24 protein-coding genes are annotated in these 24,512 nt (G+C 71.4%); 14 read left to right on the top strand and 10 right to left on the bottom strand.

Annotated features, from left to right (window positions below):
* Positions 1–6: 6 nt before the first annotated feature.
* From AC5L38_RS28845 to AC5L38_RS28830, 4 genes are read left to right on the top strand one after another with little or no spacing between them, the layout of a single operon-like run.
* Complete coding sequence (locus tag AC5L38_RS28845) at positions 7–1,275, top strand: ABC transporter substrate-binding protein (RefSeq protein ID WP_495245972.1); 1,269 nt, start codon at positions 7–9, stop codon at positions 1,273–1,275.
* Positions 1,272–2,219, top strand: coding sequence for a carbohydrate ABC transporter permease (locus AC5L38_RS28840; RefSeq protein ID WP_495245971.1), 948 nt, complete (start codon positions 1,272–1,274; stop codon positions 2,217–2,219). Before AC5L38_RS28845 ends, AC5L38_RS28840 begins: the two co-directional genes overlap by 4 nt.
* Positions 2,212–3,063, top strand: a complete 852-nt coding sequence (locus AC5L38_RS28835; RefSeq protein ID WP_495245970.1) for a carbohydrate ABC transporter permease — start codon at positions 2,212–2,214, stop codon at positions 3,061–3,063. The genes AC5L38_RS28840 and AC5L38_RS28835 overlap by 8 nt, the downstream gene beginning before the upstream one ends.
* Positions 3,064–3,088: 25 nt before the next feature.
* Positions 3,089–5,257, top strand: a complete 2,169-nt coding sequence (locus tag AC5L38_RS28830) for an alpha-galactosidase (RefSeq protein WP_495245969.1) — start codon at positions 3,089–3,091, stop codon at positions 5,255–5,257.
* A 113-nt stretch (positions 5,258–5,370) separates the two neighbouring features.
* Here the strand turns inward: AC5L38_RS28830 and AC5L38_RS28825 are convergent, their stop codons facing one another.
* The gene (locus tag AC5L38_RS28825) at positions 5,371–6,234 is read right to left on the bottom strand and encodes a helix-turn-helix domain-containing protein (protein WP_495245968.1); all 864 of its coding nucleotides are present in this window, start codon (positions 6,232–6,234) and stop codon (positions 5,371–5,373) included.
* Between the two features lie 200 nt (positions 6,235–6,434).
* Between AC5L38_RS28825 and AC5L38_RS28820 the strand changes: the two genes are divergently transcribed.
* Positions 6,435–7,166, top strand: a complete 732-nt coding sequence (locus tag AC5L38_RS28820; RefSeq protein WP_495245967.1) for an SDR family NAD(P)-dependent oxidoreductase — start codon at positions 6,435–6,437, stop codon at positions 7,164–7,166.
* Positions 7,163–8,164, top strand: a complete 1,002-nt coding sequence (locus tag AC5L38_RS28815; protein WP_495245966.1) for a hypothetical protein — start codon at positions 7,163–7,165, stop codon at positions 8,162–8,164. Before AC5L38_RS28820 ends, AC5L38_RS28815 begins: the two co-directional genes overlap by 4 nt.
* 19 nt (positions 8,165–8,183) lie before the next feature.
* Here AC5L38_RS28815 and AC5L38_RS28810 read toward each other — a convergent pair whose 3' ends face one another.
* Together AC5L38_RS28810 and AC5L38_RS28805 are read right to left on the bottom strand one after the other, a co-directional pair.
* Positions 8,184–8,306 carry a hypothetical protein gene (locus AC5L38_RS28810; protein WP_495245965.1) on the bottom strand — a complete coding sequence of 41 codons (123 nt, stop codon included), beginning with the start codon at positions 8,304–8,306 and terminating at the stop codon, positions 8,184–8,186.
* Positions 8,297–8,428: a hypothetical protein gene (locus AC5L38_RS28805; protein WP_495245964.1), complete on the bottom strand. Its 132-nt coding sequence runs from the start codon at positions 8,426–8,428 to the stop codon at positions 8,297–8,299. Before AC5L38_RS28805 ends, AC5L38_RS28810 begins: the two co-directional genes overlap by 10 nt.
* 192 nt (positions 8,429–8,620) lie before the next feature.
* Between AC5L38_RS28805 and AC5L38_RS28800 the strand changes: the two genes are divergently transcribed.
* Complete coding sequence (locus AC5L38_RS28800) at positions 8,621–9,007, top strand: nuclear transport factor 2 family protein (protein WP_495245963.1); 387 nt, start codon at positions 8,621–8,623, stop codon at positions 9,005–9,007.
* A gap of 80 nt (positions 9,008–9,087) precedes the next feature.
* Complete coding sequence (locus tag AC5L38_RS28795) at positions 9,088–10,212, top strand: lytic transglycosylase domain-containing protein (RefSeq protein ID WP_495245962.1); 1,125 nt, start codon at positions 9,088–9,090, stop codon at positions 10,210–10,212.
* 23 nt (positions 10,213–10,235) lie between these two features.
* On the opposite strand, the gene AC5L38_RS28790 is transcribed toward AC5L38_RS28795, so the two are convergent.
* Positions 10,236–10,559 carry a MerR family transcriptional regulator gene (locus AC5L38_RS28790; protein ID WP_495245961.1) on the bottom strand — a complete coding sequence of 108 codons (324 nt, stop codon included), beginning with the start codon at positions 10,557–10,559 and terminating at the stop codon, positions 10,236–10,238.
* A gap of 706 nt (positions 10,560–11,265) precedes the next feature.
* On the bottom strand, positions 11,266–11,637 hold the full coding sequence (locus AC5L38_RS28785) for an STAS domain-containing protein (protein WP_495245960.1): 372 nt from the start codon (positions 11,635–11,637) through the stop codon (positions 11,266–11,268).
* 306 nt (positions 11,638–11,943) lie between these two features.
* On the opposite strand from AC5L38_RS28785, the gene AC5L38_RS28780 reads away from it, so the two are divergent.
* Positions 11,944–12,825, top strand: a complete 882-nt coding sequence (locus AC5L38_RS28780; RefSeq protein ID WP_495245959.1) for an MEDS domain-containing protein — start codon at positions 11,944–11,946, stop codon at positions 12,823–12,825.
* Entirely contained in the window at positions 12,822–13,778 is a 957-nt protein-coding gene (locus AC5L38_RS28775) for an anti-sigma factor RsbA family regulatory protein (protein WP_495245958.1), read from the top strand. The genes AC5L38_RS28780 and AC5L38_RS28775 overlap by 4 nt, the downstream gene beginning before the upstream one ends.
* Before the next feature lie 37 nt (positions 13,779–13,815).
* Here the strand turns inward: AC5L38_RS28775 and AC5L38_RS28770 are convergent, their stop codons facing one another.
* From AC5L38_RS28770 to AC5L38_RS28750, 5 genes are all read right to left on the bottom strand, one after another.
* Positions 13,816–14,409: a GNAT family N-acetyltransferase gene (locus AC5L38_RS28770; RefSeq protein ID WP_495245957.1), complete on the bottom strand. Its 594-nt coding sequence runs from the start codon at positions 14,407–14,409 to the stop codon at positions 13,816–13,818.
* Positions 14,406–15,878: an APC family permease gene (locus AC5L38_RS28765; RefSeq protein ID WP_495245956.1), complete on the bottom strand. Its 1,473-nt coding sequence runs from the start codon at positions 15,876–15,878 to the stop codon at positions 14,406–14,408. The genes AC5L38_RS28770 and AC5L38_RS28765 overlap by 4 nt, the downstream gene beginning before the upstream one ends.
* Positions 15,879–15,909: 31 nt before the next feature.
* A complete protein-coding gene (locus AC5L38_RS28760; protein WP_495245955.1) occupies positions 15,910–16,515 on the bottom strand; it encodes a GOLPH3/VPS74 family protein in 606 nt (201 codons plus the stop codon).
* 464 nt (positions 16,516–16,979) lie between these two features.
* On the bottom strand, positions 16,980–17,753 hold the full coding sequence (locus AC5L38_RS28755) for a MerR family transcriptional regulator (protein WP_495245954.1): 774 nt from the start codon (positions 17,751–17,753) through the stop codon (positions 16,980–16,982).
* 236 nt (positions 17,754–17,989) lie between these two features.
* Complete coding sequence (locus AC5L38_RS28750) at positions 17,990–19,174, bottom strand: esterase-like activity of phytase family protein (protein WP_495245953.1); 1,185 nt, start codon at positions 19,172–19,174, stop codon at positions 17,990–17,992.
* Positions 19,175–19,811: 637 nt separating this feature from the next.
* On the opposite strand from AC5L38_RS28750, the gene AC5L38_RS28745 reads away from it, so the two are divergent.
* From AC5L38_RS28745 to AC5L38_RS28730, 4 genes are all read left to right on the top strand, one after another.
* Complete coding sequence (locus tag AC5L38_RS28745) at positions 19,812–20,069, top strand: hypothetical protein (protein ID WP_495245952.1); 258 nt, start codon at positions 19,812–19,814, stop codon at positions 20,067–20,069.
* A gap of 347 nt (positions 20,070–20,416) precedes the next feature.
* Positions 20,417–21,574 carry a glycosyltransferase gene (locus AC5L38_RS28740; protein ID WP_495245951.1) on the top strand — a complete coding sequence of 386 codons (1,158 nt, stop codon included), beginning with the start codon at positions 20,417–20,419 and terminating at the stop codon, positions 21,572–21,574.
* The gene (locus AC5L38_RS28735; protein WP_495245950.1) at positions 21,571–22,626 is read left to right on the top strand and encodes a glycosyltransferase; all 1,056 of its coding nucleotides are present in this window, start codon (positions 21,571–21,573) and stop codon (positions 22,624–22,626) included. Before AC5L38_RS28740 ends, AC5L38_RS28735 begins: the two co-directional genes overlap by 4 nt.
* A 352-nt stretch (positions 22,627–22,978) precedes the next feature.
* Positions 22,979–24,463, top strand: coding sequence for a glycoside hydrolase family 130 protein (locus tag AC5L38_RS28730; protein ID WP_495245949.1), 1,485 nt, complete (start codon positions 22,979–22,981; stop codon positions 24,461–24,463).
* The last annotated feature ends 49 nt before the right edge of the window (positions 24,464–24,512 follow it).

The raw sequence follows: 24,512 nt of genomic DNA, 5'->3' as shown, positions 1-24,512 counted from the left end.
AACACCATGAAAAGCACGTGGATGGCGGCCGTGGCGATGGTCACGGCGACGACACTTCTCACGGCCTGCGGGTCCGGATCCGGGTCGGGATCGGCTGCCGCGCCGGGCGAGAAGGTCACCCTCACCTACGCCAACTGGAGCGAGGACCAGACCCCCGCGATGGAGCAGATCGCCGCGGAGTTCCAGAAGGCGAACCCGGACATCACCGTCAAGGTCCAGACGCTGCCGTGGACCGAGTACTGGTCCACGCTCCAGGTCGGCGCCGCGGGCGGGACCGCGCCCGACGCGTTCTGGATGCTCGCCGACCACTTCCGCGAGTACGCCAGGGGCGGCCAGCTGCTCGACCTGTCGGAGACGGTGAAGGCCGGTGGCATCGACACGGGCGTCTACCCCAAGGCGGTCACCGACTCCTACACCTACGAGGGCAAGCTGTTCGCGCTGCCGAAGGACTTCGACACCAACGGCATCTGGTACAACAAGGCGCTCTTCGACGCCGCCGAGGTCGCCTACCCGGACGACACCTGGGGCTGGCAGGACGTGCAGGACGCCGCCAAGAAGCTGACCGACAAGGCCAAGGGCGTGTGGGGCGTCGCGGCGCCGATCGACCCGCAGGGCGGCTACTACAACACGATCCTGCAGGCCGGCGGGTCGATCATCAACGACGAGGGCACCGCGTCCGGCTTCGCGAGCCCGGAGAGCGTCGCCGGCCTGAAGTTCTGGACCGACCTGCAGGCGGCCGGCTCGTCGCCGACGCTGCAGCAGCTGTCGGACACCGAGGCTGTCTCGATGTTCGAGAACCAGAAGGTCGCCATGTACTTCTCCGGCGCGTACTGGGCCTTCCGCTTCCACAAGAACGCCGGCCTGAAGGGCAAGGTCGACGTCGCGCCGCTGCCGCAGGGCGTCAAGCGCGCCACCGTCACCAGCGGCATCGGCAACGCCGGGTACGCGGGCAGCAAGCACCCCGAGGAGCTGAAGAGGTTCCTCGCCTTCCTGGGCGGGACCAAGGCCGCCGAGATCCAGGCCGCCACCGGGACGGTGCTCCCCGCGTACAAGGGGACGCAGCAGCCGTGGCTCGACGCGATGCCCGAGTTCAAGCTGCAGGTGTTCATCGACGCCATCGAGTACGGCGTCCCCCTCCCGGTCGCCGGCAACGCGTCGGAGTGGCAGGGCCTCGCCGCGCAGTACCTGGCCCCAGCGTGGGAGGGCAAGAAGCCCGTGCAGGAGGCGGCCACGGAGTACCAGGCCGCCGTCGACGAGGTGCTCGCGAAGCGATGACGTCCGTGACGACGAAGCCCGTGAGGGCGACGGAGCCCGTGCGGCGGCCGGCCGGCCGCCGCACGGGCGTCGGTCAGCCCAGCGGCTGGTGGGCGGCCGCGTTCGTCGCCCCGGCGGTGATCGGCCTGGCCGCCCTCTACCTGTGGCCGTTCCTGTCCACCATGATCAAGAGCTTCCAGGACGTGCCCGCGTTCGGGCCCGCCACCTTCGTGGGGCTGGACAACTACGCGAACCTCGTCGGCGACGAGGACTTCTGGAAGGCGTTCGGCAACTCCGCCCTCTACACCGCGATCATCCTGCTCGGCATCCCGGTCGCCATCGTGCTGGCGGCGCTGGTCGAGCAGGTCGGCCGGGGGCGGGCGGTCTACCGGGTGCTCTTCTTCCTGCCCGTGGTCACCCTGCCGGTCACGATCGGCATGGTCTGGCGGTTCATCTACAACGGCGACTTCGGGCTGCTGAACTCGGTGCTGTCGTGGTTCGGCGTCTCCGGGCAGTTCTGGGTGGCCGACCCCAGGTTCACGATCTACGCGTTCGGCGTGGTGGGCATCTGGATGGGCCTCGGCATCAACCTGATCATCCTGGGCGCCGGGCTGCAGGCCATCCCGAAGGAGCTCTACGAGGCCTCCGCCCTGGACGGCGCGGGCCGCGTGCGGCAGTTCCGGCACATCACCGTGCCGCTGCTCAGCCCGAGCATCTTCTTCGTCACGATCCTCAACGTGATCGCCGCCCTGCAGATGTTCGACCTGATCTTCGTCATGTTGCGCGGGGTGAACAACACCGCCCTCGCCGACTCCAAGACGATCGTCTACCTCTTCTACGAGAAGGCGTTCGTCCAGTTCGACCAGGGCTACGGAGCCGCGATCGCGATCGTGCTGCTCATGGTGATCATGATCGCCACGGCCCTGCAGTTCCGTCTCCAGAGATCGTGGGTGTTCTATGGCTGAGACCACCACCCTTTCGAAGCCACGCCGGAAGAAGGCCACCACCTGGCCGATCCACGTCGTTCTCGTCCTCGCGGCCGTGATCATGGTGGTGCCGTTCGTCTGGCAGATCCTCACCCTGTTCAAGTCGACCGCCGAGGCGACCAGGATCCCGCCGGCGATCCTGCCGGAGAGCTTCGGCCTGGACGCGTTCGCGACGTTCTTCACGACCGTGCCGTTCTGGTCGATGTTCGCGGTCTCGGTCGGATCGCTGGTCCTGCGGGTCGCCGGTCAGCTCGCGGTCGCGGCGCTCGCCGGGTACGCCTTCGCCCGCATCCCCTTCCGCGGCCGCGGCCCGCTGTTCGGCCTGTTCATCGCGATGCTGATGGTGCCGAGCCAGCTGTTCCTGATCGGCCAGTACGAGCTGATCCGGGGCATGGGGATGCTGGACACCCTCCCCGCGCTCGCCGTTCCCGGCCTGTTCTCGGCGTTCGGCACCTTCCTGATGCGCCAGGCCTTCCTCACCATGCCCAAGGACTACGAGGAGGCCGCGCGGCTCGACGGCGCCAACACCTTCCAGGTGTTCTGGTACGTCATGCTCCCGATGGCCAGGCCGATGCTGGCCGCGCTCGCCGTGCTGACCGGCCTCTACTCGTGGAACGACCTCCTGTGGCCGCTCATCGTCTCGCCCTCGGGGGAGAACCGGCCGCTGCCCGTCGGGCTGGCGGGGCTGCAGGGACAGTTCGGTACGGACTACCCGACCCTCATGGCCGGGGCGTTCGTGTGCTCCGTCCCGCTCGTGATCGTCTTCCTGCTCCTGCAGCGGCAGTTCTTCGCGGGCATCGCGAGCAGCGGGCTCAAGGGATGACAGTGAAAACAGGGAAGATCACACAGTGAACAACGAAACGAACGACGTACCGGTGCACCTGCGCGCGGGAGGCACCAGCCTCGTCGTCGCCGTCGACGGCGGACGGCTCCCGCGCGTCCTGCACTGGGGAGCGGACCTCGGCGCGCTGGCGGACGGCGCCCTGGCGGACCTGCACCGGGCCGCGCTCCCCGCCATCGGCGACAGCGCGGTCACCTACCCGCAGCCCGTGCCGGTGCTCCCCCAGCTGGCGGAGGGCTGGCTCGGGCGCCCGGGGCTCGTCGGCGACAGCGACGGCCGCCGCTGGGCGCCGAAGTTCCGGAACGCGACCTACCACCTCGACGAAGACGGCGCGGCCACCGGCGGCCCGGTGCTGCGCTGCACGGCGCGCGACCCGGAGTACGGCCTGAGCGCCGACATCGAGATCCAGGTGCTCGCCGCCGGTGGCCTCGTACGCCAGCGGGCCCGGATCACCAACGACGCCGAGACGCCGTACCGCGTCGGCGGCCTGGAGACGGCCCTCCCCGTGCCGTCGGACGCGTCGGAGGTCCTCGACCTGACCGGCCGCTGGGCGCTCGAACGCGTGCCGCAGCGGCGCCCGTTCCACGTCGGGGAGTGGGTCCGGGCCTCGCGGGGCGGCAAGCCGGGCCTCGAACACACGCTGCTGCTCGTCGCCGGACAGGAGGGGTTCGGGTTCCGGCACGGGGCGGTGTGGGCGACCCACCTGGCCTGGAGCGGCAACCAGGTGCTCGCCGCCGAGCGGACACCGGCGGGCACCAGGCATCTCGCGGCGGGAGAGGCGCTGCTCGCGGACGAGGTGGTGCTCGGGCGGGGCGACTCGTACCTGAGCCCGTGGCAGTACGGCTCGTGGGGCGTGGGGCTGGACGACCTCGCCTCGCGGTTCCACCGGTACCTGCGGTCGCGGCCCGAGCATCCCCGCTCGCCCAGGCCCGTCGTGCTGAACACCTGGGAGGCCGTCTACTTCCGGCACGACCTCGCGACCCTGGCCGCGCTCGCCGAGCGCGGGGCGGAGATCGGCGCCGAGCGGTTCGTGCTGGACGACGGCTGGTTCCTCGGCCGCAGGGACGACACCACCTCGCTGGGCGACTGGACGGTCGACCCGGCCGTCTGGCCGCAGGGCCTCGAACCGCTCGTCGCCCGCGTGCGCGAGGCCGGCATGGACTTCGGGCTCTGGTTCGAGCCGGAGATGGTGAACCTCGACTCCGACCTGGCCCGCGAGCACCCGGAATGGATCTTCGACGCGGGGCACGGCCCCGGCCTGCCCTCCCGTCACCAGCACGTCCTCGACCTGGGCCATCCGGACGCGTACGCCCACCTCCTGGAGCGGATGAGCGCCCTGATCGGCTCGCTCGGCATCGCCTACGTCAAGTGGGACCACAACCGGTACCTGCTCGACGCCGGGCACGGCCCCGACGGGCGGCCGGGGGTGCGCGAGCAGGTCCGGCAGGCGTACCGGCTGATGGCGGACCTCAAGGCCGCCCACCCTGGGCTGGAGATCGAGTCGTGCGCCAGCGGCGGCGGCCGTATCGACCTCGGCGTGCTGGAGTACGCCGACCGGGTCTGGCCGAGCGACTGCAACGACCCGCACGAGCGGCTGGAGATCCAGCGCTGGACCGGGCTGCTGGTGCCCCCGGAGATGCAGGGCACGCACGTCGCCGCCGAGGAGACGCACACGACCCACCGCACGCATCCGCTCGACTACCGCGCGGAGAAGGCGCTGTGGGGGCACCTCGGCGTCGAGGTCGACCTGCTCGGCATGGACGACGGGACCCGCGCCGCGCTCGCGAGGTGGATCGCGTTCCACAAGGAGCACCGGGAGTTGTTGCACTCGGGGGAGGTCGTGCACGCCGACCTCTCCGACGCGGCGCTGCGCCTCCAGGGTGTCGTGGCGGCCGACCGGAGCCAGGCGCTGTACGCCTTCAGCGTCGTCGAGCGCCCGTCGACCTGGCCGCCGGGACGCGTCCGGCTCCCCGGGCTCGACGACGAGCGGACCTACACCGTCGAGGCCGTCCACCCGGGCTCCCCGCCCGCGCCCGGCACCGTGCTCCCGCCGTGGCAGCGCGACGGGGTGACCCTGCCCGGCCGGGTGCTGCGGCTCGCCGGTGTCGAGGCGCCGTCGCTGGACGTGGACCGCTCGGTGCTGATCCGCGTCACGAGCCGTCCGGTGGCGTCGTGACCCGGGCGTGCGGCCGGGCTCGCGTCGTGAGCCCCGCGGCGGCGTCGTGACCCGGGCGGCGGTCTCGCCTCCCGAGCTCGCGGCGGCGTCGTGACCGGGGCCGGCGCCCGGGCTCAGCCCTTGGCGCGGTTGCGGTACTCGGTGGGGCTGGACTCGTGCATCCGCTTGAAGTGGCGGGAGAAGTAGAACGGGTCGGGGTAGCCGACCTCGCGGGCGATGGTGGCGACGGTCGCGTCCGTCGTGTCGAGCAGGTGGCGCGCCTGCGCCATCCGCAGTGCCGTGTGGTGCGCGAGCACCCCGCCCCCGGTCGCGTGGCGGAACATCGCGCTCAGGTGGGAGGGGGAGACGCCGACCAGCGACGCCAGGTCGGCGACCCGGACCGTGCTGTCCAGCCGCTCGGCGAGGTAGGCCATCGCCCGCTGCAGGGGGTCGCCGGGCGCCGGCATGGCGCGGTCGACGACGATCTGCGTGAGCAGCTTCCAGGCCGCGCCGGCCGCTCCCATCCGGCTCGCCGGTGAGTGGTCGCGTTCGAGGATGGTGACGATCTCGTCCAGCAGCGCGACCGCCCGGTCGAGACGCCGGATGGGGACCAGCGGCCTGGACGCGCTCGCGCCGATCTCCTCGACGAGCTCGGCCAGGTCGCTGCCGCGCAGGTGACACCACCAGATCGTCCAGGGGTTGTCGGCGGACGCGCCGTAGGAGTGCGGGACGCCGCGCGGGATCACCAGCGCCGTGTTCGACCCGACGCGATGCTGGGCGCCGCCGACATCGGCCCATCCGGTGCCGGCCACGCACAGGATGAGAACGGTCTCCTCGGTGCCGTTCGGCCTAGCCATCAGGTGGTCCGCCGCCTTGGGGTAGTAACCGCAGTCGGTGACCATGAGGCGTCTGGTCACCGGGCCGACGTGTGCCTCGGCGACGACGCGGCGCGGCACGACGGTGAGCCGCTGGTTGAGGAACCCCTCCTGGATCGGCATCGAAGCAGTATGGCACACGCCGTCGGATCGTCCAGGCAGTACCGCGCAATGGACATTCCTCGCGGCCGGTCGCCGCGTGTTGACTGGTCCGCAGTGAACGACGACATGACTGGTCCGCGACGAACGACCGCTCGCGTGCCCGGCCGATCGTGGAGGTCGCCCGGCCGGGCGGGCTCCACACCATGTGGGGGATGTAGATCATGGGACGGGGATTGCTGTCCGGGAAGGTCGCCGTGGTGACCGGCACGGCCTCCGGCATCGGCGCCGCGGTGGTGGACCGCTTCCTGGACGAGGACGCGCGCGTGATCGCGGTCGACCTGGCGGGACAGGGCCCCGGCCGGCCCGGGGTGCTGGCGATCACCGGCGACGTGGCCGACGCCCGCACCTGGCGGCGGGTCGCGGACACGGCGCGGGCCGGGTTCGGGCGGCTCGACGTGCTGCACAGCAACGCCAGCACGGTGACGCGGGCACCCGCCCACGAACTGGCCGAGGCCGACTGGGACCGGCAGATCGCGGTCAACCTCAAGGCGACGTACCTGGCGGTCAACGCCTGCCTCGGGCTCCTGCGGGCGAACCGGGGCGCCATCGTGCTCAGCTCCTCCGTGCACGCCCTGGCAGGCCTGCCCTCGCACCCCGCCTACGCCGCGGCCAAGGGCGGCCTGGTGTCGCTGGGCCGCCAGCTGGCCGTGGAGTACGGCCCCGAGGTTCGGGTGAACACCGTGCTCCCCGGGCCGATCCTCACCCCCGCCTGGGACGACATCGGCGAGGAGGACCGTCTCCGCAGCGTGGCCGGCACCGCCGCCGCGCGCTTCGGCAGGCCCGAGGAGGTGGCGGCCGCGGTGACCTTCCTCGCCTGCGAGGAGAGCTCGTACGTCACCGGGACGTGCCTGGTCGTGGACGGCGGCTGGAGCGCGGTGAAGGACTCCGCGTGACCGGACAGAGCGACGAGAGGCTCCGCACGGCCGGCCCGAGCGGTGAGGAACTCCGCGCGGCCGGCCCCGGCGGCGAAGAACTCCGCGCGGCCGACCCGAGCGACGAAGGCCCCCGCCTGCCCGGCCGCGATCGGGCGGGAGACCGGGGCGACCGGGTACGCCGGAAGGTGGCGGTCCCGGTCCCGCTGCGCCCCCTTTTCGATCTCGGACGCGGCGGCAGATGGACCTCGCTGGCCGGTGGCGGCCGCGAGTGGCTGTGGTCACGCCCCGACCCGGCCAGGGAGAGCGTGGTTCCCGGCGCGGACTTCGTCGACGCGGGCGGCCTGGAGGAGTGCCTCCCCACGGTGCGCGGCCTGCCCGACCACGGCGACGCGTGGAGCCGCCCCTGGAGCGGGTCGGCGGGCGAGGGCTCCGTACGGGGCGACGGCTTCGAGCTGCGGCGCGTGGTCACCCGGGAGGCCGGGGCGGTGGTCGCCGAGTACCGCCTGTCGGCCGACCCGGGGTACGCGTTCGTCTGGGCCGCCCACGCCCTGCTCGACCTCGGCGACGGCGCCCGGCTCGTCGCCCCAGCCGGGACACCCACCCGGATCTTCCCCGAGGCCGCGGGGATGCTCTCCCGTCCCTGGCCCCCCGGCGCCCCCTACCTGGAGGGCCGCTGGCCCGACCCGCTGGGCCTGCCGCTCGGCCGCTTCGGCCCCTGTGACGGCACCGCGGCCGGAGCCGTGCTCCGCTGTGCCGCCGTCCGGGTGGTGGACGGCCCCGACGTCCTCCACCTGCGCGTGGAGGCGCCCGAGGGGGTGCCGGTGTCCACCGCCCTGTGGCGCAACCTCGGCGGGTTCCCCGCCCGCGCGCCGTACCGCAGCATCGGGGTGGAGCCGATGCTCGGCGCGGTCTTCGACCTGGCCGAGGCGGGACCCGGGGACGCCGCGATGGTCCCCGCCTCCGGGGAGCTGACGTGGCGGCTGGTGCTGGCGGCGGAACGGACGAGCGAGGACTGAAAGCCCTGCGGGGGCGCCCTCAGGACCGGGGAGCGGGCTCCTCCGCGGCTGCGGTGGTCATCGACGCCAGGATTTCTCGGCGGCAGTTGAGGTCGTCCTCGGTGAGCGCCGTCACGAACCGCTCGTCCCCGGTCACCTCCACCAAACGCAATGTCGCTGGTCGCCGGGAAGCCGGTCCTCGATCGCCGCCGCCACGGTGGTCCCCACCATCGTCACGATCACCAGGACGAATCCGAACAGGATCCTTGTCGTCGCCGGCCTCATGTCTCCTTCCCCGGACAGCCGTGCAGCTCTCCCCCCTCATCTCAGGATGGTCCCGGCGCCTCCGGCGGGAACAGGGCTGTTCGGCGTATTGGATCAGGACCAAAGTCCTTCCCCGAAAGGCCGTACGCCAGGTGATCCGCTCCCGCCGGTTCTCGTCTAGGCTCTCGAACGTCCTCTCCGGAAAGGATCGCCATGGCCGACCGCACCCCCGTCGACGCGTTGCAGGAGGCCGAGCGACGCCTGCAGGCGGCACAGCTCTCCGGGGACGTCGAGGCGCTGGACCGGCTGCTCGACGATCGGCTCGTCTTCACCGGACCGCCGGACGGTGCGTGTCATCCGGGGGCCAAACAGCTCGATCTGCACAACCACCGCTCGCGGACCCAGATCATGACGAGACTCGTCCAGGAGGACCTCACCGTGCTCGTCGAGGGGAGCACGGGTGTCACCTGCTTCCTCGGCACGCTGGAGGGCACGTTCGCCGGTGAGCCGTTCGCGGGACGGATGCGCTACACCCGGACCTGGGTGCACACGGACGAGTACGGCTGGCGCGTCCTGGCCGCCCACGCCGGCCCGGCCTGACGGCCACGGTCTCCTTCGCGATAAGTCCCGTTGTTCGGGAAAGCGGCCCGGAAGGCCTCCGCTCGGGTACGTTGGGGCCGATGAACGATCAGCACGCGGAGGTTTCACGGCCGGAGCGTGGCCACCGGCCGGGCGGGCGGACGACGCCCGCGCAGCCGGACGTCCCGGAGGGCGGGCCGCCGGGCGCGCGCACGGGCCGGTCACGTGGCAGGCCGGTGGTCGCCTCGCTCGTCGGCCTGGTCGTCGCGATCTCAGGCTGCGCCACCTCGCAGGGCGCCACCTCGCAGGGCGACGCCTCCCAGAACGCCGCCTCACGGAGCGGCGCCTCTCAGGACGCGGCCTCGAAGAGCGGTGCCGCACCGGCGACTCCCGCCCCGAAGAGAGAGCCGCTGTCGGCGACGGACCCCGCGGGGCAGACCCCAGCCGGACAGGCGGCCCCCGCCCTGCCCGCCCCGGACGCGGCGATCCCCTCCGACCCGTCGCGGCTGGCCCGCTCCCTCGTCAGCACCACCGCGGAGCTCCGGCGCGCCATCGACACCTGGAGGCGCGAGGGCGACCCCTCCAAGGGGCAGCCCCCCGAGCCGGTGGTGCTGCTGGCCCTGCACCAGCAGCGCATCTACCGCCACCTGGTCCTCAACCCGCAGGTCGCCTCCCGCACCTACGCCAGGCTGCCGAAGGCCCTGGCCGCGGAGGCGAGGGACAACGTGACGGCCGGCCGTGGCCTGCGCTCCCTCGTCAAGCCCATCAGCGGGGCGGCGAAGTTCCGTGTCCAGCCGGCCAAGCCCGCCGACTTCCTGCTCGGCCACTTCCGGTACGCCGAGCGGAAGTTCGGCGTCGACTGGGAGGTGCTGGCGGCGGTGATGTTCGTCGAGACCAAGTTCGGCCGGGTGCGGTCACCGAGCCACACCGGCGCCAAGGGGCCGATGCAGTTCATGCCGCGCACGTGGGACGCGTACGGGATGGGTGGCGACATCCAGGACACCCGTGACTCCCTGCTCGCCGCCGCCAACTACCTGCGCGCGTCGGGCGCGCCGCGCGACTACCGGCGCGCGTTGTACGCCTACAACCACTCCTACGCGTACGTCGACGCGGTGCAGCTGCACGCCCGCCAGATCAAGCGGGACATCAGAAACTACTACGCCTACTACAACTGGCAGGTGTTCGTGGTCACCACCCGTGGAGACCGCCGCCTCACCGGGCCCTGACCTTCTCCGGCGGGCGAGGTTCGTCACTGGTGGTCGCGGCTCCGCTGGAGTTCGCTGTTGATGCGCAGGGCCTCGGCGAGCTGGTCCTCCAGGATGATGATGCGGCAGGCGGCCTCCAGGGCGGTGCCCTGGTCGACCAGCTCGCGGGCGCGGGCGGCCAGACGGAGCTGGTAGCGCGAGTAACGGCGGTGGCCGCCCTCGGAGCGCTGCGGCTCGATCAGCCTGGCGGTGCCCAGGTTGCGCAGGAACGCCGGGGTGACGCCGAGCATCTCGGCGGCCCGGCCCATGCTGTAGGCGGGATAGTCCTCGTCGTCGAACCGGTTACCGGAGGTGTCACCCGAGCTCATCGGCCCTCCCCGCGCTGGTGACCCGGCGGGCCGTCTCAGCCTTGCCGGTGGTGCCGCGGAGCTTTGGCTCGACGCGGACGGCCACCGTCGTCGGTGCTTGGTCCATACAACCTTCCCGTAATGCCGACAGGGGCCCCGGCGCCTTGAAGCGCCGGGGCCCACGAGGTTCAACACCATCTATCGGCCCTGGGGGCCGATCCGTTTCTTCCGCTTCGGCCGTCCGATGGGACGGGGATGCGGGGATCGCGTATGCGTGACCGTAGACCACCTTCCAATCCGTGGGACTGCGGTACCCGTGCGGCGGAACATCAGCCGGCGACGGGCGATCCTGATGGCGTTCAACACTCCCTTCGCTATGTGTACTTCTTCGACCTCATGCGTCCGTGCAACGACTGCGCGTCCACGGCCGGGACCCTTTCACCTGCGCTGGCCCTGGCACGTCCGACGTCGCACGTCGTTCACCTCTACAGCTGTGGCAGCGCGTCCACGGTCAGAACCCTTCAACCGCCCGGTCCTGGCACGTCCGACCTTCTGCCCGTCTTTCCACGTCGTCTTCCACTGTCCACGCTCGTCCGGGCGGCTCTTCGTGATGCCTGCTTCCTGCGCCGCCCTCGTGGATCCGTTCCTTGCGATGTCAGAAACCATACCCTCACTCAACATGAATGTCTACATCGACCACTGCAGATTTTCTATCCTCATGAAGTCGTCATGAAGGGGGGAGCAGTTCGGCGACGGCCTCTTCGAGGTCGTCGCGCAGCTCCAGGCGGAGCAGCAGGCCGGTGCGTCGCAGCAGATGCCGCAGGCCGTCGGGGACGCCCACGAACAGGAGCCGGCCGGTGGCGGCGTCTTGGATGCGCTGGCGGGTGCCGGCCAGGATCCCCAGGGCGGTGGAGTCGTAGAAGGTCAGCTGCGACAGCTCCAGCACCAGGCGGGGACCGGCGCTCAGCTCCCAGACCTCGTTGACATACCCGGTGAGCGTGGGGGCGGTGATGAAGTCCAGGTGCCCGCCCACCTCCAGCACGCTGCAGTGCCCGTGATGGGTCACCCGCACCGACAACGCCTGCCTGTGTTGATCCACCTCAGCCCTCCCTGGCCGCGCACCGATGGCGGATCCCCGCGATACCCCGACAGCGGGCGGCGATGCCCTTTTTCGCGGATCAAACACGGCCTTTCTCGCGGACCGAACGCGACCTGGTCCACGCATGCCCTCAACCGGCCGCCGTGAACGTCCCCGACGGCACGACCGGACACGGGGACGGGGTCCCGCTCCAGGCGAGGAGCGGACACCGCGACGAGTCCGCTCCAGGTGGGGGCGGGCTGTATAGGCTTACGTGGCGAAGACTATGAAATATCCGAAATATCCCCTTTCCCCGACGAGCTGGTGATGGGTGAAGTGATGCGCCATGTCAAGGACGTGAAGCTGGGTGATCACCTGTGTCTGGCGTTCTCGCATGAGGACGAGCAGCGCGAGGTGGCCTCCGCCTTCGTCTCGGCGGGCCTGGAGCGCGGGGAGCGGGTGGTGTACTTCACCGACGGCCCGGCACCGGGGCGGGTGCGCCACTGGCTGGAGGACGCCGGGGTCGACGTGACCTCGGCGATGCGGACGGGCCGGCTCGACGTCGTCTCCAGCGACGACGGCTACCTGGCCTCGGGCCGGTTCGACGCCGACACGATGATCACCACGCTGCGGCGCGAGATCGAGGCCAGCCTGGAGGCCGGGTTCACCGGGTTCCGGGTCAGCGGGGAGATGAGCTGGGCACTTCGCGACACACCGGGCGTCGAACAGCTCGAGCAGTACGAACGCCGCGTCACCGCCCTGTTCGCCGAGGGGCTGTCGGCCGCGATCTGCCAGTACGACACGCGCCTGTTCCCCTCCGACCGGCTCGGCGCGCTGGTCGGCAGCCACCCGGACGACGTGCGGATGAACGCCCTGTTCCACGACGGCCAGCTCCGGGTCATCCCGTCCTTCGACGCCGCCGGGGGCCGGGTGCTGCGGGTGATCGGCACCATCGACCACAGGAACACCACGGTGCTGAGCGGCATCCTGGACGCCGATTCGAGCGCGGACGTACGCTTGGACATGGCCGGCCTGGAGTTCATCGACGTGGCGGGCCTGCGCGACCTGGCACAGACGGCCGCCCGTCTTCCTCGAGGACGGCGCCTCCTGGTGCTGAACCTGGCCCCCATGCTGGGTGAGGTCGTCCGCCTGGTCGGCTGGGACCGGACACCCGGCCTGATAATCGCCCCGGAGGCCGTCCCCGCATGAGCAGCACCACCGCCCAGCCCGTCGACGCGGCCTCCGGGCTGATCCACCAGGCACTGATCTACGACACCGACCAGGCCTTCCTCTCGGCCACCACCGCCTTCTGCCTCGACGGCCTGGCGCGGGACGACAGGGTCCTCGCCGTGATCACCGAGGCCAACATCGAGCTGCTGAGAGCCGGTCTGGGCGGCGCGGCGGACCGGGTCGAGTTCGTCGACGCGCGGGGGTGGTACGACACGCCGGGCCGGACCCTGGCCGCCTACAACTCCTACGTCGACACCCACTCTCCCGCCCACCGGCGGATCCGCGTCATCGGCGAGCCCGTCTGGCACGGCCGCGACGAGCGGCAGGAGGCGGAGTGGACGCGTTACGAGGCGATGCTCAACCTCGCCTTCGCCGGCAGCCCCGCCTGGATCGTCTGCCCCTACGACACGCGGACGCTGCCCGAGCGTGTCGTCGCGGACGCCCGTCGGACCCACCCGGACCTGCTGGTCGGCGGCGACTCGCGGGTGAGCCCGGAGTACGGCGACCCGGCGGCCTTCACCCACGCCGCCGACCACCGTCCCCTGCCGCCGCCCGCCGGGGCGGAGGTGACCGTCCGGTTCGACGCCGACCTGTCCGGGATGCGGCAGCGGGTGAACGCGTGGGCGGTCACGTCCGGCCTGCCGGGCGAGCAGATCGAGAAGCTCCTGCTCGCCGTCAACGAGGTCGTCGCCAACGCCGTCGAGCACGGCGGCGGGCACGGCGAGATCCGGCTGTGGACCGACGGCCCGGCCGTCGGCTGCGACGTCACCGACCCCGGGCACATGGACACCCCGTTTCCGGGCTACCTGCCGCCCGACCTCACCGGCCTGCGCGGCCACGGCATGTGGGTGGTCCGCCAGATCTGCGACCTGGTGGAGATCCGCACCGGCCTGCCCGGCACCCAGGTCCGTCTGCACCTGCCCCGCGCCTGACCCCCATCCGGCGCCCCGGGATCAGCGGGTCAGGGGATCAGGGGTTCGGCGGGCGCCACATCGGATACATCGGCGGGCCGCCGGGCAGGTCCAGCGGCTCGCCGCGGTCCTCGTAGCCGTGGCGCAGATAGAGCCTGCGGCTGCGGGTGCTGCTGGCCTCCAGGTACGCGGGTATCCCCGCCTCGTCGAGCCCGCGGTGATACTCCTCCAGCAGCCGGGTCCCCGTCTTCCGTCCCTGATGTCCGGGGAGCACCGCGAGGAACGCCAGGTAGTGGTGCGGCTCGTGGGGATGGCGCCTGTCCATCTCCTCGCCCATCAGCTCGATGCGCTCCGCGTGGAGACCGGCGAACGCCTTCACCCGGGCGGCCCGGCCGGGGACGTCGGGAAGCGGCTCGACCCCCTTGTGGTACCACACGGCCACGGCGGACATGTCGGCCGTCGCGTGGACCTCGCCGTGGACGAGGGCGCCCTCGGTGAGCATGGAGAAGAAGGGGGGCATCACCCGGCGGCGGTCGTCGTCCGGCGGGATCATCCAGGCCGAGACCTCCTGCTCGTGGAAGGAGGTGGCGATGATCGCGCCGATGGTCTCGGCGGCTCCGGGAGCGTTCCGGATGCGGATGATCTCGGTCATTCCTTCCCTCCCACGGCCGCCTGGGCGCCCAGCCCGATGTTGGCGTACACCTTCGGGCGGCCGGCCCGCAGGGCGAGTCCCCACAGGACGCCGAGTCCCGCGGCGACGAAGTAGATGGCGGGCATGATCCAGCGGAGCGGGGAGTCGGGGGCCACCCCGAGCACGGTGTCGAAGTTGAGCAGGACGAGCACGATGACGACGAACAGCAGGACGGAGGAGATGACCGGGGCGACCCGGGTCCGCCAGGCGTTCTCCTCGTGGGGGTTCCTGGAGAAGAAGACCAGCACGGAGATCGAGGTGGCCGCCAGCATCATGAGCAGTCCCAGGCCGCCGAACGACCCGACGGTGAAGAACAGCTGGATGACCGGGTCCAGGTCGAAGATCGCGTAGATGACGATCGTGACCAGCCCGATGACGCTCTGCGCCACCGAGCCGTTGACCGGGGCGCCGGTCCGGGGGGAGGTACGGCCGAAGGTCTCGGGCAGGACCCTCTCCCTGCCGAGGGCGAAGACGTAGCGGGAGATCGTGTTGTGGAAGGCGATCAGCGCGGCGAAGAGGCTCGTCACGAAGAGGAGGGAGCCGATGGTGGCGACGGTCGCCCCCAGGTGCTGCCCGGCCAGGTTGAACAGGAGGTTCGAGCTCTGCTCGCGCGAGGTCTCGACGATCTTGTCCGAGCCGATCGGCACGGTCATCGCCCAGGAGGACAGGGCGTAGAGCCCGGAGATGACGGCGAGCGCGACGTAGGTCGCGATCGGCACCGTGCGCCTGGGGTCCTTGGTCTCCTCGGAGAACACCACCGAGGACTCGAAGCCCGCGAAGGACGCGATGCAGATCGCGACCACCGCTCCGATGCCGGGGACGAAGAGGTTCGACGGGTCGAAGACGTCGAGGCTGTAGCCCGAGGCAGACGGGTTGATCAGGTCCGCGATGTCGAACAGGACGACGACGGCTATCTCCGTCAGCAGCAGGACCGACAGGACCTTGCCGTTCACGTCGACCCGCATGAGGCCGAGCGCCCCGGTCAGCACCCAGGCGACCAGCCCGATGACCCACCAGGGCGGGGAGCTGCCGAACCAGTCGGCGATCAGCGGCTGGGCGGCCGCGCCGATCATGCCGTAGAGGCCCACCTGGAGCGCGTTGTAGGCCAGCAGCGCGACCCACGCGGTCGCCACCCCCACCGGCCTGCCGAGCCCTTTGGCGGTGTAGGCGTAGAACGCCCCGGCGTTGACGACGTGGCGGGCCATCGTCACGTAGCCGACGGCGAACAGGCCCAGGATGGCTCCGAGCAGGAGGAAGGCCAGCGGCACGCCGGTCACGCCGGTCGCGGCGTAGGCGGCGGTCACCGAACCGCCGATGACGGTCAGCGGTGCCGCGGCCGAGATGACGAAGAAGACCACGGAGGGCACGCCGAGGCGGTCCTGGGCCAGCGCGGCCGAGACCGCGCCGGTTCTGCTCTCTGTCACGGACATCGGGGGACTCCTTGGAGTGAGGGGGGTGGGCTCACCGGCGGGTGATGACGGCGTCGCCGACGGCGGCCTCGGTCTGGGCGATCAGTTCCTTGAGCGGCGCGGGGAGGGCGGCCATCGCGGCGGAGAGGTAGGCCGGGTTCCGCTCCCACAGGACGACCTGGTTGCCGCCGGTCGCGGCGAGCAGCCCCAGCAGGACGCGGTCCTGGAGGTTGAGCGGCTCACGGCGCTGGATCGCCAGGTTGACGCGTCCGACGGGCCATCCCGCGACGTTCACGTCGACCGGTACCCGCCTTCGCGACGGGCGCCTGCCGGGCGGGCGCAGCAGCCCCTCGCCGGTCATCCGGTCGGCCACGTCGGCGATCGCCGTACGGGCGAGGAACTGCAGCCAGGTACGGAAGCGGTGCGAGGGTTCGGCGACGATGTGCCCCAGGGCGGTCCGGGTGAGCGGGTCGCGGGGCGGCGCCGTGTCGAGGACGACGAGCCGGATCCGGCCCGCCTCCGATCCGACGGTTATCCGCCCGGCGAGCATCAGTTCTCCCAGTACGGCGGCGGCCAGCCCCAGACCGGTCAGGCGGGCGTGAAGCCTCATCCGGCCGGTCGCGTTGTCGTGCATGACAAAGAACAGGTCGTTGGCCAATCGGGTTCCTGAAAGATCAACTCCAACCACGAACGGCGATCGTATAGCTAAATCATTAAATTTGTCATTATGCGAACAAAATTCTGGCGACGAACTTGATGGGATCGATGAGAATCGAAGAAGCGGGCAGATAGCCAAGAACCCGGAGCTGTGCCGCAGACATCTCGAAGATCAGCAAATCAAGAAATTTACTTATTTTTGGCCACCTGCGGCGAGGCGCCGGGAAGTGCTGGAGCGGGGGCCGCCGAGGCCGGAACGGTCCCGGTCAGGCGACTCCCGAAAGGGGAAGTCCAGAAATCCCGATGAATCGCCATCGGACTTTTGTACAGTCATTTTTGGCATTTTGGGACCGACGTAATGCCGTCGCGGCTTCCACATTCCCGCCGACGGTGATAGCGGGAGGCGCCCGCACTTGCACAGGGCAGGCTCGACCGCTTCATGACCATCGGCGGCCACGTGCCGGTTCACCCGGGATCCTCAAGTTCGATCATCAGATGTGTCACCAGCCGGTCCTGTGGCGTGGTGGCGGGGTTGGAGACGTACACCTCGCGCAGCGGGCCGCGGGGCGTGTGCCCCCGCTCCCCCACCCAGGCGAGCAACGCGTGCGTGGTGAGGGGAATCTGGTCGTACGCCCCGACATGGGTCGCCGACGCGTACAGGCCGCCCGGCAGGACGTCCGAGGAGGTCCCCGGGACGTCCCCGGACGTCTCCAGCGCGACGGCCACGGCCACCTCCTCCGCCATGTCGAGCGGGAACAGGCCGACCAGCGGCCCGTCCGGCGCGCCCGCCGCCGCGAGCAACCGGGCCACGCACGCGGAGGTGACGGCGCCGATCCGCTCCCGGGGCGCGGTGTCCCGCACGACGGCCACCCGCCGGGCGGGCTCGCGGACGACCGTCACCTCCGCCCGGGGCAGGCCCTCGGACAGGATGCGTTCGAGCGCGGCGAAATTGCGCTCGCGGCGTGCCAGGTCGGCCTCCATGCGGTCACGCACACCGCCGAGCACGCCCGCCTCGCCGGACAGCACCCGCCCGACCGAGGAGAGGGGTACGTCGAGGGAGCGCAGCAGGCCGATCACCATTGCGGGGCGCGCCTGTTCCGGCCGGTAGTAGCGGTACCCGGTGTCCGGATCGACGTGGGCCGGAGTCAGCAGGCCCAGTTCGTCGTAGTGGCGCAGTTGCTTGACGCTGAGCCGGCACAGCCGCGCGAACCGCCCGATCGGCAGGTGTTCCTCGTTCACGCCATCAGCATGGGGGCTACCGCCGGGGGAGGGACCGGCGGGATCCCCGTCTTCCCCGCGGACCGCCAGGACCGGCACGGGGACAGAGCGGGGACAGGAGCAGGTTTCGGGCCGGACAACGAGTGTGGCCGGGACCCGTGTCACGGGTCCCGGCCACGCCGGGGTTCTTTTCCGATCTCTCGACCGGGTCGCCGTCACCTCTCGGTCAGCGGCGGCACCGGCCGTCTCGTGCTATCTCAACGGCCGTCGCAGCCCCGGGCGGCGAAGGCGAGGAACTGGGTGGCCTCGTTGCTGTCGAAGTTGTCGTCGGAGCCGACCACCAGCGTGCACTCGCCGTTGCGCAGGCGAGGCCCCCAGGCGAGGCTCTCCAGGTTCTGCGTCGGTGTCCGCACCGTGCTGAGATCGGAGACCAGACGCTTGGAGACCGGGCGGTACGGGCGTCCGGCCAGGCTGTCGCGGTTCAGCACGTTCGTGGCACCGCGCAGGTCGATCTCGTAAAGCTTGGCCTTGTAGCCGACACCCTCGATCCAGGAGCGCTCAAGGGAGAGGTAGCGGTTGTCGTCGATCGCCAGGATCTCCGAGACCCCGCTGTCGGACTTGCCGGTCGGCGGGATCGGCGCCGCCGGAAGCTTGTCGACCGGGTAGGCGTACTGCCCGCGCGCCCGGCCGTCGCGGCCCCACACGGTGATGCGGGCCGTGGCGCCCTGGCTGACGGTCGGCAGCGGGCCGTCCTCGTACCGCGGGCCCTCCGTGACGGCCGCGATGGTCCGCTCCGTGGAGGTCAGCCCCTCGAACCCGAAGTTGCGCCGGGGGCCGTTGTCGGTGGCGGTCGTCTTGAGGTTGCGGGGAACGGGCAGCTCCCCGAGGTAGCGGCCCTCGGTGCTGGACCAGCGGACGGACAGGTCGGACACCGGGATGCCGGGGTTCGCCGCGTCCGGCCGGTCGCCCTCGTTGGCCCACAGCAGCCTGCGGCTCCACCGGTCGTAGCGGATCGACTCGGGATCGGCGGACCTGGGCCGCCCGTAGGCCGGGTAGGCGCCCCCGCCGGGACGCCGCAGGGTGGTGACCCCGGTGAGGTTCACCCCGGTGAACGCTCCGGTGACCGGGTGGATGTCGAAGCGGCCGGTGTAGAAGCGGGCCGGGTTGTAGCGCCACCGGTCGTCGGATATGAGGTACCAGGTGCCGGTGCGGGGGTCACGGTCGATGCCTGAGAGACCGCCGACGGTGGTCCCCCGGAACCGCAACCTGTGCGGCAGGCGCTGCTCGCCGAGGAAGCGGGTGATCCGGAGCTCCTGCGCCGGGGGCGCGGCCACCGCCGACGACCGCTCGGTCGTCGTCGACGCCTGCGCACCGGCCACCCCGAGGCTGACCGCCGTCGCGAGTGCGGCCGCGAGTGCCATGATTCTTCGCGAATTGGTCATATGACTCTCCTCTTTCCAGAAATGATCCCGAAAGAACTGGCTGGAATATGAGACCGCGGATTGCGGAAAATTTCCACGAGAATCAATGATTCAATGCTCAATGGCCGCTCAATGACAGGCGGGAACACCTCATTTGCCACGCATTCCAATCACCAAGTCGGCGATCGGGACAAGCCCTTTCAAAGCATGCGGGCCCGGACGTCGCGGACGGCGTCACACGGAGGGCTCGCACCCCGGACACACATCAGGCCGAGTCGTCGAAGGCCGTACAGCGACGGCTCGCGTCATTTTCCCGGCGCGCGAATCGCACCGGATTGGATGGCGATCGGCCTTTCATGACGCGCGAAGGTCGCCCTGGGACGCGAAATCCTGTTCCGGGTTTCGTTTCTCGATCGCGGTAACGCGTACATGAATGCGATATGCCGTGGACGGATCCGGCCCGATGACTTTCTTGTCCCGATTCGGGAGCACGAGGGGTGGGGATCGGCCGGGCTCCCGATCGGCGGCTCAGGAACCGAGCGGGTGATCATGGCGAGCGTTCGCCCGCGCGGGGTGGCCTCGGGCGTGAGGAGTACGCTCGATGAGACGCCGACAACTCCGCCGGGTCTACTCCATATGGACATCTGGACGGCGAAACATGGCGGACACCGATACCGAACCCGCGTGCGAGCTGCACCTGCGAATCGCCGGACAGCCCCACGACCTGATGCTGCGGCTGCACGGCCACAAGCCCACCGAGGACGAGGTGGCGGGCTGGATGCGGGCCGGGTCCGTGGTCAGGCTCCAGGTCACCGAAACGGCCGGACGGACACCACACACCATGCTGGTGAATTTCGGCAGCGTAGTTTTTGCCTGGCTCTGTCCTTACCAGTCCGGCAGAGGGGTGAATCTGTGAGGTCGCGGGAGGACCGGAGACGCACACCTCGTGCGCAGCCACCTCGACCGGCTTTCCCGGCCTTCGCGGACCACTGCCGCGCTCAGGCCGAACGCAGATTCGGCGCGGAGATAATGATGACTAATTATTTACGCATCTACCGCGACATAGTGGACCGAGCGTAATCCCCTGATACTGTCAGGGTGACGTAGCCCCCGCGGTCCTCTGCGGGGTCGCGGCAGCCGGGCCCCGATGAGGACGGCCCCCGGCGTCAGGCTTCAGCTCCATCCGTCACCACGCTGACCGATGGACGTCTTCACCGCGTGAGGCCCGCATCCGTGAACCGGGGCGGCCGATGACCGGAAGGCATGGCGTTGGCCTGTACATATGGATTTCTCAGCACCCACCCGCCCACACAGTGCGGGCTGGCGACCTTCAACTCCGCCCTGGCGGCCCAGCTCACCGAGGGCGGCACCCGCGGCGGGATCGTCCGTGTCACCACGGAGGCCGACGACGAGCGCCCCGTGCCCGGGGTCGTGCACACCTGGGCACCCGGCGGGCGGGAGAGCGGGCAGGAGAGCTGGAAGGCCGCGGCCTCCGCCCTGGAGCGGTACGACGTGGCGGTGGTCCAGCACGAGTACGGCATCTACCCCGGCACGGACGGCCAGGACGTCCTGCCGCTGCTGCGGCACCTCGCGGTGCCCAGCATCGTGGTCCTGCACACCGTGCTGACCAGGCCGTCCCCACGGCAGCGAAGGCTGCTCGAGCAGATTGTGGACGCCGCGGGCGCGGTGGTCACCATGACCGGCACCGCCCGTGACCGGCTGCTCTCCGGCTATCACGTCGACTCGGGCAAGGTGTCCGTCATCCCGCACGGGGCCGCCGACCACATGCGCGTCCCGGCCCTGCGCCACCCGCGGCCTCACCTGCTCACCTGGGGTCTGATCGGCCCCGGCAAGGGCATCGAGTGGGCGTTGCGGGCGCTCGCCCTGCTGGGGGACCTCTCCCCCTCGCCCACGTACACGATCGCGGGCAAGACCCATCCCAAGGTGCTCGAACAGCACGGGGAGGCCTACCGCGACCGGCTGCAGCGGATGGGGGAGCGGCTCGGCGTGTCCGCCTCCGTGCGGTTCGACCCGGTCTACCGCGACCAGGCGTCGCTGATCCGGCTGATCCGCTCGGCCGACGTGGTCGTGCTGCCGTACGACTCGCACGAGCAGGTGACCTCCGGTGTCCTGATCGAGGCGGTGGCCGCCGGGGTGCCGGTCGTCGCCACGTCCTTCCCGCACGCCGTGGAACTGCTCACCGACGGCCCCGGCCTGCTCGTACCGCACGAGGACCCCGGGGCGCTCGCCGCGGCCGTGCGCCGGATCCTCACCGAGCCCGGCCTGGCCGAGGACCTGAGGAACCGTACGCACGCCCTGGTCCCGACCCTGCTGTGGCCCGCCGTGGCGGCGCGCTACGAGGACCTCGCCCGGGGCCTGCTCACCGGACGCCCGGCAGCCGTGGCGGCGGCCCTGTCGTGACCCCCCCGACCCCCATGCCCCCCGCGGTCGCCTCCGCCATGCCCGGCTTCCGGCATCTGGCGCGGCTGAGCGACGACACCGGCCTGTTCGAACACGCCAGGCACGCCGTCGTCCGCCGACAGCACGGCTACTGCACCGACGACGTGGCCCGGGGACTCGTCGTCACCAGCCGCGAGCCGGCGCCGACCACCCAGGTGCGGCGGCTCGCGGAGTGCTACCTGGCCTTCCTCACGCACGCGCAGGACGGCTCCGGCGCCTTCCACAACCGGCTCTCCCACGACCGGCGCTGGACCGACGAGCCCGGCCTCGGCGACTGGTGGGGGCGGGCGCTGTGGGGCCTGGGCACCGCGGCGGCCCGCAACCCGGCCCCGTGGATCCGCGACGAGGCCCTGAACTCCTTCGCCCTCGGCGCCACCAGGCGGTCCACGGACCCGCGCGCCATGGTGTTCGCCGGGCTCGGCGCGGCCGAGATCCTGCGCGTCCTGCCGGACCACGCCCCGGCCGCGGACCTGCTCGCGGACGCCGCCCGCGCGGTCGGCGTCCCCTCCGCCGATCCCGGCTGGCCGTGGCCGCAGCCCGAGCTGACGTACGCCAACGCCGCCCTCGCCGAGGTGCTCATCGCGGCGGGCCACCTCGGCGGCGACGGCTCGATGCTCGCCGACGGCCTGCGGATGCTGGCCTGGCTCCACGACATCCAGACCAGGGACGGGCGGCTGTCGGTCGTACCCGTGGCCGGCTGGCGGCGGAACGCGCCGCGGGACCGCTACGACCAGCAGCCGATCGAGGTCGCCGCGCTCGCCGACGCCTGCGCCACGGCGGGCGCCATCACCGGCGACCCCTCCTGGCAGGTGGGGGTACGGCGGGCGTGGGCGTGGTTCCAGGGCGCCAACGACCGCGGGGCGACGATGTGGGACATCGCGACCGGAGGGGGCTACGACGGCCTGACCCTCTACGGGCCCAACCTGAACCAGGGCGCGGAGTCGACCCTCGCGCTCATCTCCACCCTGCAGCACGCCGAGCACCTGGCGCGCGAACGGAGTGAGGTCGTCTGAGGGGCGCCCTGCCCTGGTCACGGGACCGGTGGGGTGATGTCATGGATGTCATGACGGGATATGGCGCGACCGTCACCCGGCGTCGCGTCCCGACCTCGCTCCCCGGAGGACGCCGCGCCCCTGCCGCGCCCCCCTCGGGGTTCCGTGCCCCGGCCGCCTTTCCCTCCCGGGCGGCCCTCCCGGGAGGGTGCCGCTCCCCGGCCGCCTTCCCCTTCCAGGCGGTCCTCCCGGGAAGGTGCCGCTCCCCGGCCGCCTCCTCCGCGGGAGACCCCGCCCTGGCCGCCTCCCCCGGAAAGCGTGGCGTCCCGGCAGGGAGCCGCGCCCCGGAGCCGAGTCCCCCGAACGGGGTGTCATGACCATCCGAGACCTGGCCACCCGGCTCGACCAGACCCTCGCCGCCGACCCGCGGCGAGTGATCATCAAGCTGTTCGTGCCCGGGGAGGACGTCGCCCTGGCGCGGAGCCGGACCGCCGCCCTCATCGACCGCATCGCGCTGCTCGGCCACGACGAGACCGCCGCGCTCCTGGAGGAGACACTGCGGGGGTTCGGCGACCGGCACCGCGACCTCGCGACGACCTTCCTGCACCACTACGACGTGGTCCGCCACCGGGTTCCGAGCCATCTCGACCTGCGACCGGCGGTCCGCCTCCTGGTCGGCGCCTACTTCAGCCACGAGTACTCCGTGGAGGGCGCCGCGTTGTGCAACCCCTCGATGGTCGCCCACCCCGACCAGTCAGGGCTGGACCCGGGGCGGCTGCGCGTGGTGATCAGCACTCGGCAGATCGGCGAGGGCCACCTGTCGTCCATCGGCTTCGCCACGGCGGTGCTCGGCCCCGGCGACGAGCTCGCCGTCGCCGACCGCTCGGGACCGCTGACCACCGGGCCCCGGCACGGCCTCTCCCACCGGCGTGACCTGCTCGCCGCCGCGTTCGCCGACGAGGGCTGGGACAACGAGGTCTCCGCCACCGTGCTGGGCTCGCTGCCCGAGCTCTTCGACGAGGACGACTTCGAGCGGGCGGTCGCCCGGCTCCCCGCCGACCTGCTCGGCCGCACCACCACGCACGGCATCGTGGAGGATCTGCGCCGGGCGACCGCCTCCGACTACGCCGTGACCTTCCCCGCCGACGTCCCGATCGAGCGGCGGGTGCTCTGGCCCGCCACCGCGGCCGAGAGCAACGGGATGGAGGACGCCCGTTTCGTGAGGATCGTCGACGAGGACGGCACGCCCTCGTACCGCGCCACCTACACCGCCTACGACGGGCGGCACATCCGCTCGCGCATGCTCGCCAGCGACGACCTGCGGACCTTCGAGGCCACCTCGCTGCGCGGGCCCGCCGCCACCAACAAGGGGATGGCGCTGTTCCCGCGTCCGGTGGGCGGGCGCCGGCTGGCGCTGTGCCGCTCCGACGGCGAGACCCTCGGCCTGACCTCCCTCGGCGAGGACAGCAGGTGGCGGACCCCGGTGCCGCTCCACACCCCTCGCCGCGGCTGGGAACTGATCCAGGTCGGCAACTGCGGATCCCCCCTGGAGACCGAGTCCGGCTGGCTCGTCCTGACCCACGGCGTCGGCCCGATGCGCCGCTACGCCATCGGCGCGCTGCTGCTCGACCTGGACGAGCCGCACCGCGTCGTCGCCGAGCTGCCCGGCACGCTCCTCACCCCCGGCGACGCCGAGCGTGAGGGATACGTGCCCAACGTCGTGTACTCCTGCGGGGGCCTGCTGCACGCGGGCGCCCTGTGGCTGCCGTACGGGGAGAGCGACGCCCGGATCGGATTCGCCCGCGTGTCCCTCGCCACCCTGCTGGGGACGATGCGACCGCCCCCGGCCGGCGGGTAGGCCTCCGCGCCATCCATCCGTCCGGCCTGCTTCCGCTCCATTGACAAAA

It is taken from the genome of Streptosporangium nanhuense (assembly GCF_059358815.1).
Note: the sequence above shows the minus strand (reverse complement) of the source record. Positions and strands in the feature narration are given on the sequence as shown.

What these genes read in the sequence shown, in the direction of transcription:
- AC5L38_RS28845 (WP_495245972.1), top strand. Translation starts at nt 7, where the DNA reads ATGAAAAGCACGTGGATGGCGGCCGTGGCGATGGTCACGGCGACGACA.
- AC5L38_RS28840 (WP_495245971.1), top strand. Translation starts at nt 1,272, where the DNA reads ATGACGTCCGTGACGACGAAGCCCGTGAGGGCGACGGAGCCCGTGCGG.
- AC5L38_RS28835 (WP_495245970.1), top strand. Translation starts at nt 2,212, where the DNA reads ATGGCTGAGACCACCACCCTTTCGAAGCCACGCCGGAAGAAGGCCACC.
- AC5L38_RS28825 (WP_495245968.1), bottom strand. Translation starts at nt 6,234, where the DNA reads ATGCCGATCCAGGAGGGGTTCCTCAACCAGCGGCTCACCGTCGTGCCG.
- AC5L38_RS28820 (WP_495245967.1), top strand. Translation starts at nt 6,435, where the DNA reads ATGGGACGGGGATTGCTGTCCGGGAAGGTCGCCGTGGTGACCGGCACG.
- AC5L38_RS28805 (WP_495245964.1), bottom strand. Translation starts at nt 8,428, where the DNA reads ATGAGGCCGGCGACGACAAGGATCCTGTTCGGATTCGTCCTGGTGATC.
- AC5L38_RS28800 (WP_495245963.1), top strand. Translation starts at nt 8,621, where the DNA reads ATGGCCGACCGCACCCCCGTCGACGCGTTGCAGGAGGCCGAGCGACGC.
- AC5L38_RS28795 (WP_495245962.1), top strand. Translation starts at nt 9,088, where the DNA reads ATGAACGATCAGCACGCGGAGGTTTCACGGCCGGAGCGTGGCCACCGG.
- AC5L38_RS28790 (WP_495245961.1), bottom strand. Translation starts at nt 10,559, where the DNA reads ATGAGCTCGGGTGACACCTCCGGTAACCGGTTCGACGACGAGGACTAT.
- AC5L38_RS28780 (WP_495245959.1), top strand. Translation starts at nt 11,944, where the DNA reads ATGGGTGAAGTGATGCGCCATGTCAAGGACGTGAAGCTGGGTGATCAC.
- AC5L38_RS28775 (WP_495245958.1), top strand. Translation starts at nt 12,822, where the DNA reads ATGAGCAGCACCACCGCCCAGCCCGTCGACGCGGCCTCCGGGCTGATC.
- AC5L38_RS28770 (WP_495245957.1), bottom strand. Translation starts at nt 14,409, where the DNA reads ATGACCGAGATCATCCGCATCCGGAACGCTCCCGGAGCCGCCGAGACC.
- AC5L38_RS28765 (WP_495245956.1), bottom strand. Translation starts at nt 15,878, where the DNA reads ATGTCCGTGACAGAGAGCAGAACCGGCGCGGTCTCGGCCGCGCTGGCC.
- AC5L38_RS28750 (WP_495245953.1), bottom strand. Translation starts at nt 19,174, where the DNA reads ATGACCAATTCGCGAAGAATCATGGCACTCGCGGCCGCACTCGCGACG.
- AC5L38_RS28745 (WP_495245952.1), top strand. Translation starts at nt 19,812, where the DNA reads ATGGCGGACACCGATACCGAACCCGCGTGCGAGCTGCACCTGCGAATC.
- AC5L38_RS28740 (WP_495245951.1), top strand. Translation starts at nt 20,417, where the DNA reads ATGGCGTTGGCCTGTACATATGGATTTCTCAGCACCCACCCGCCCACA.
- AC5L38_RS28730 (WP_495245949.1), top strand. Translation starts at nt 22,979, where the DNA reads ATGACCATCCGAGACCTGGCCACCCGGCTCGACCAGACCCTCGCCGCC.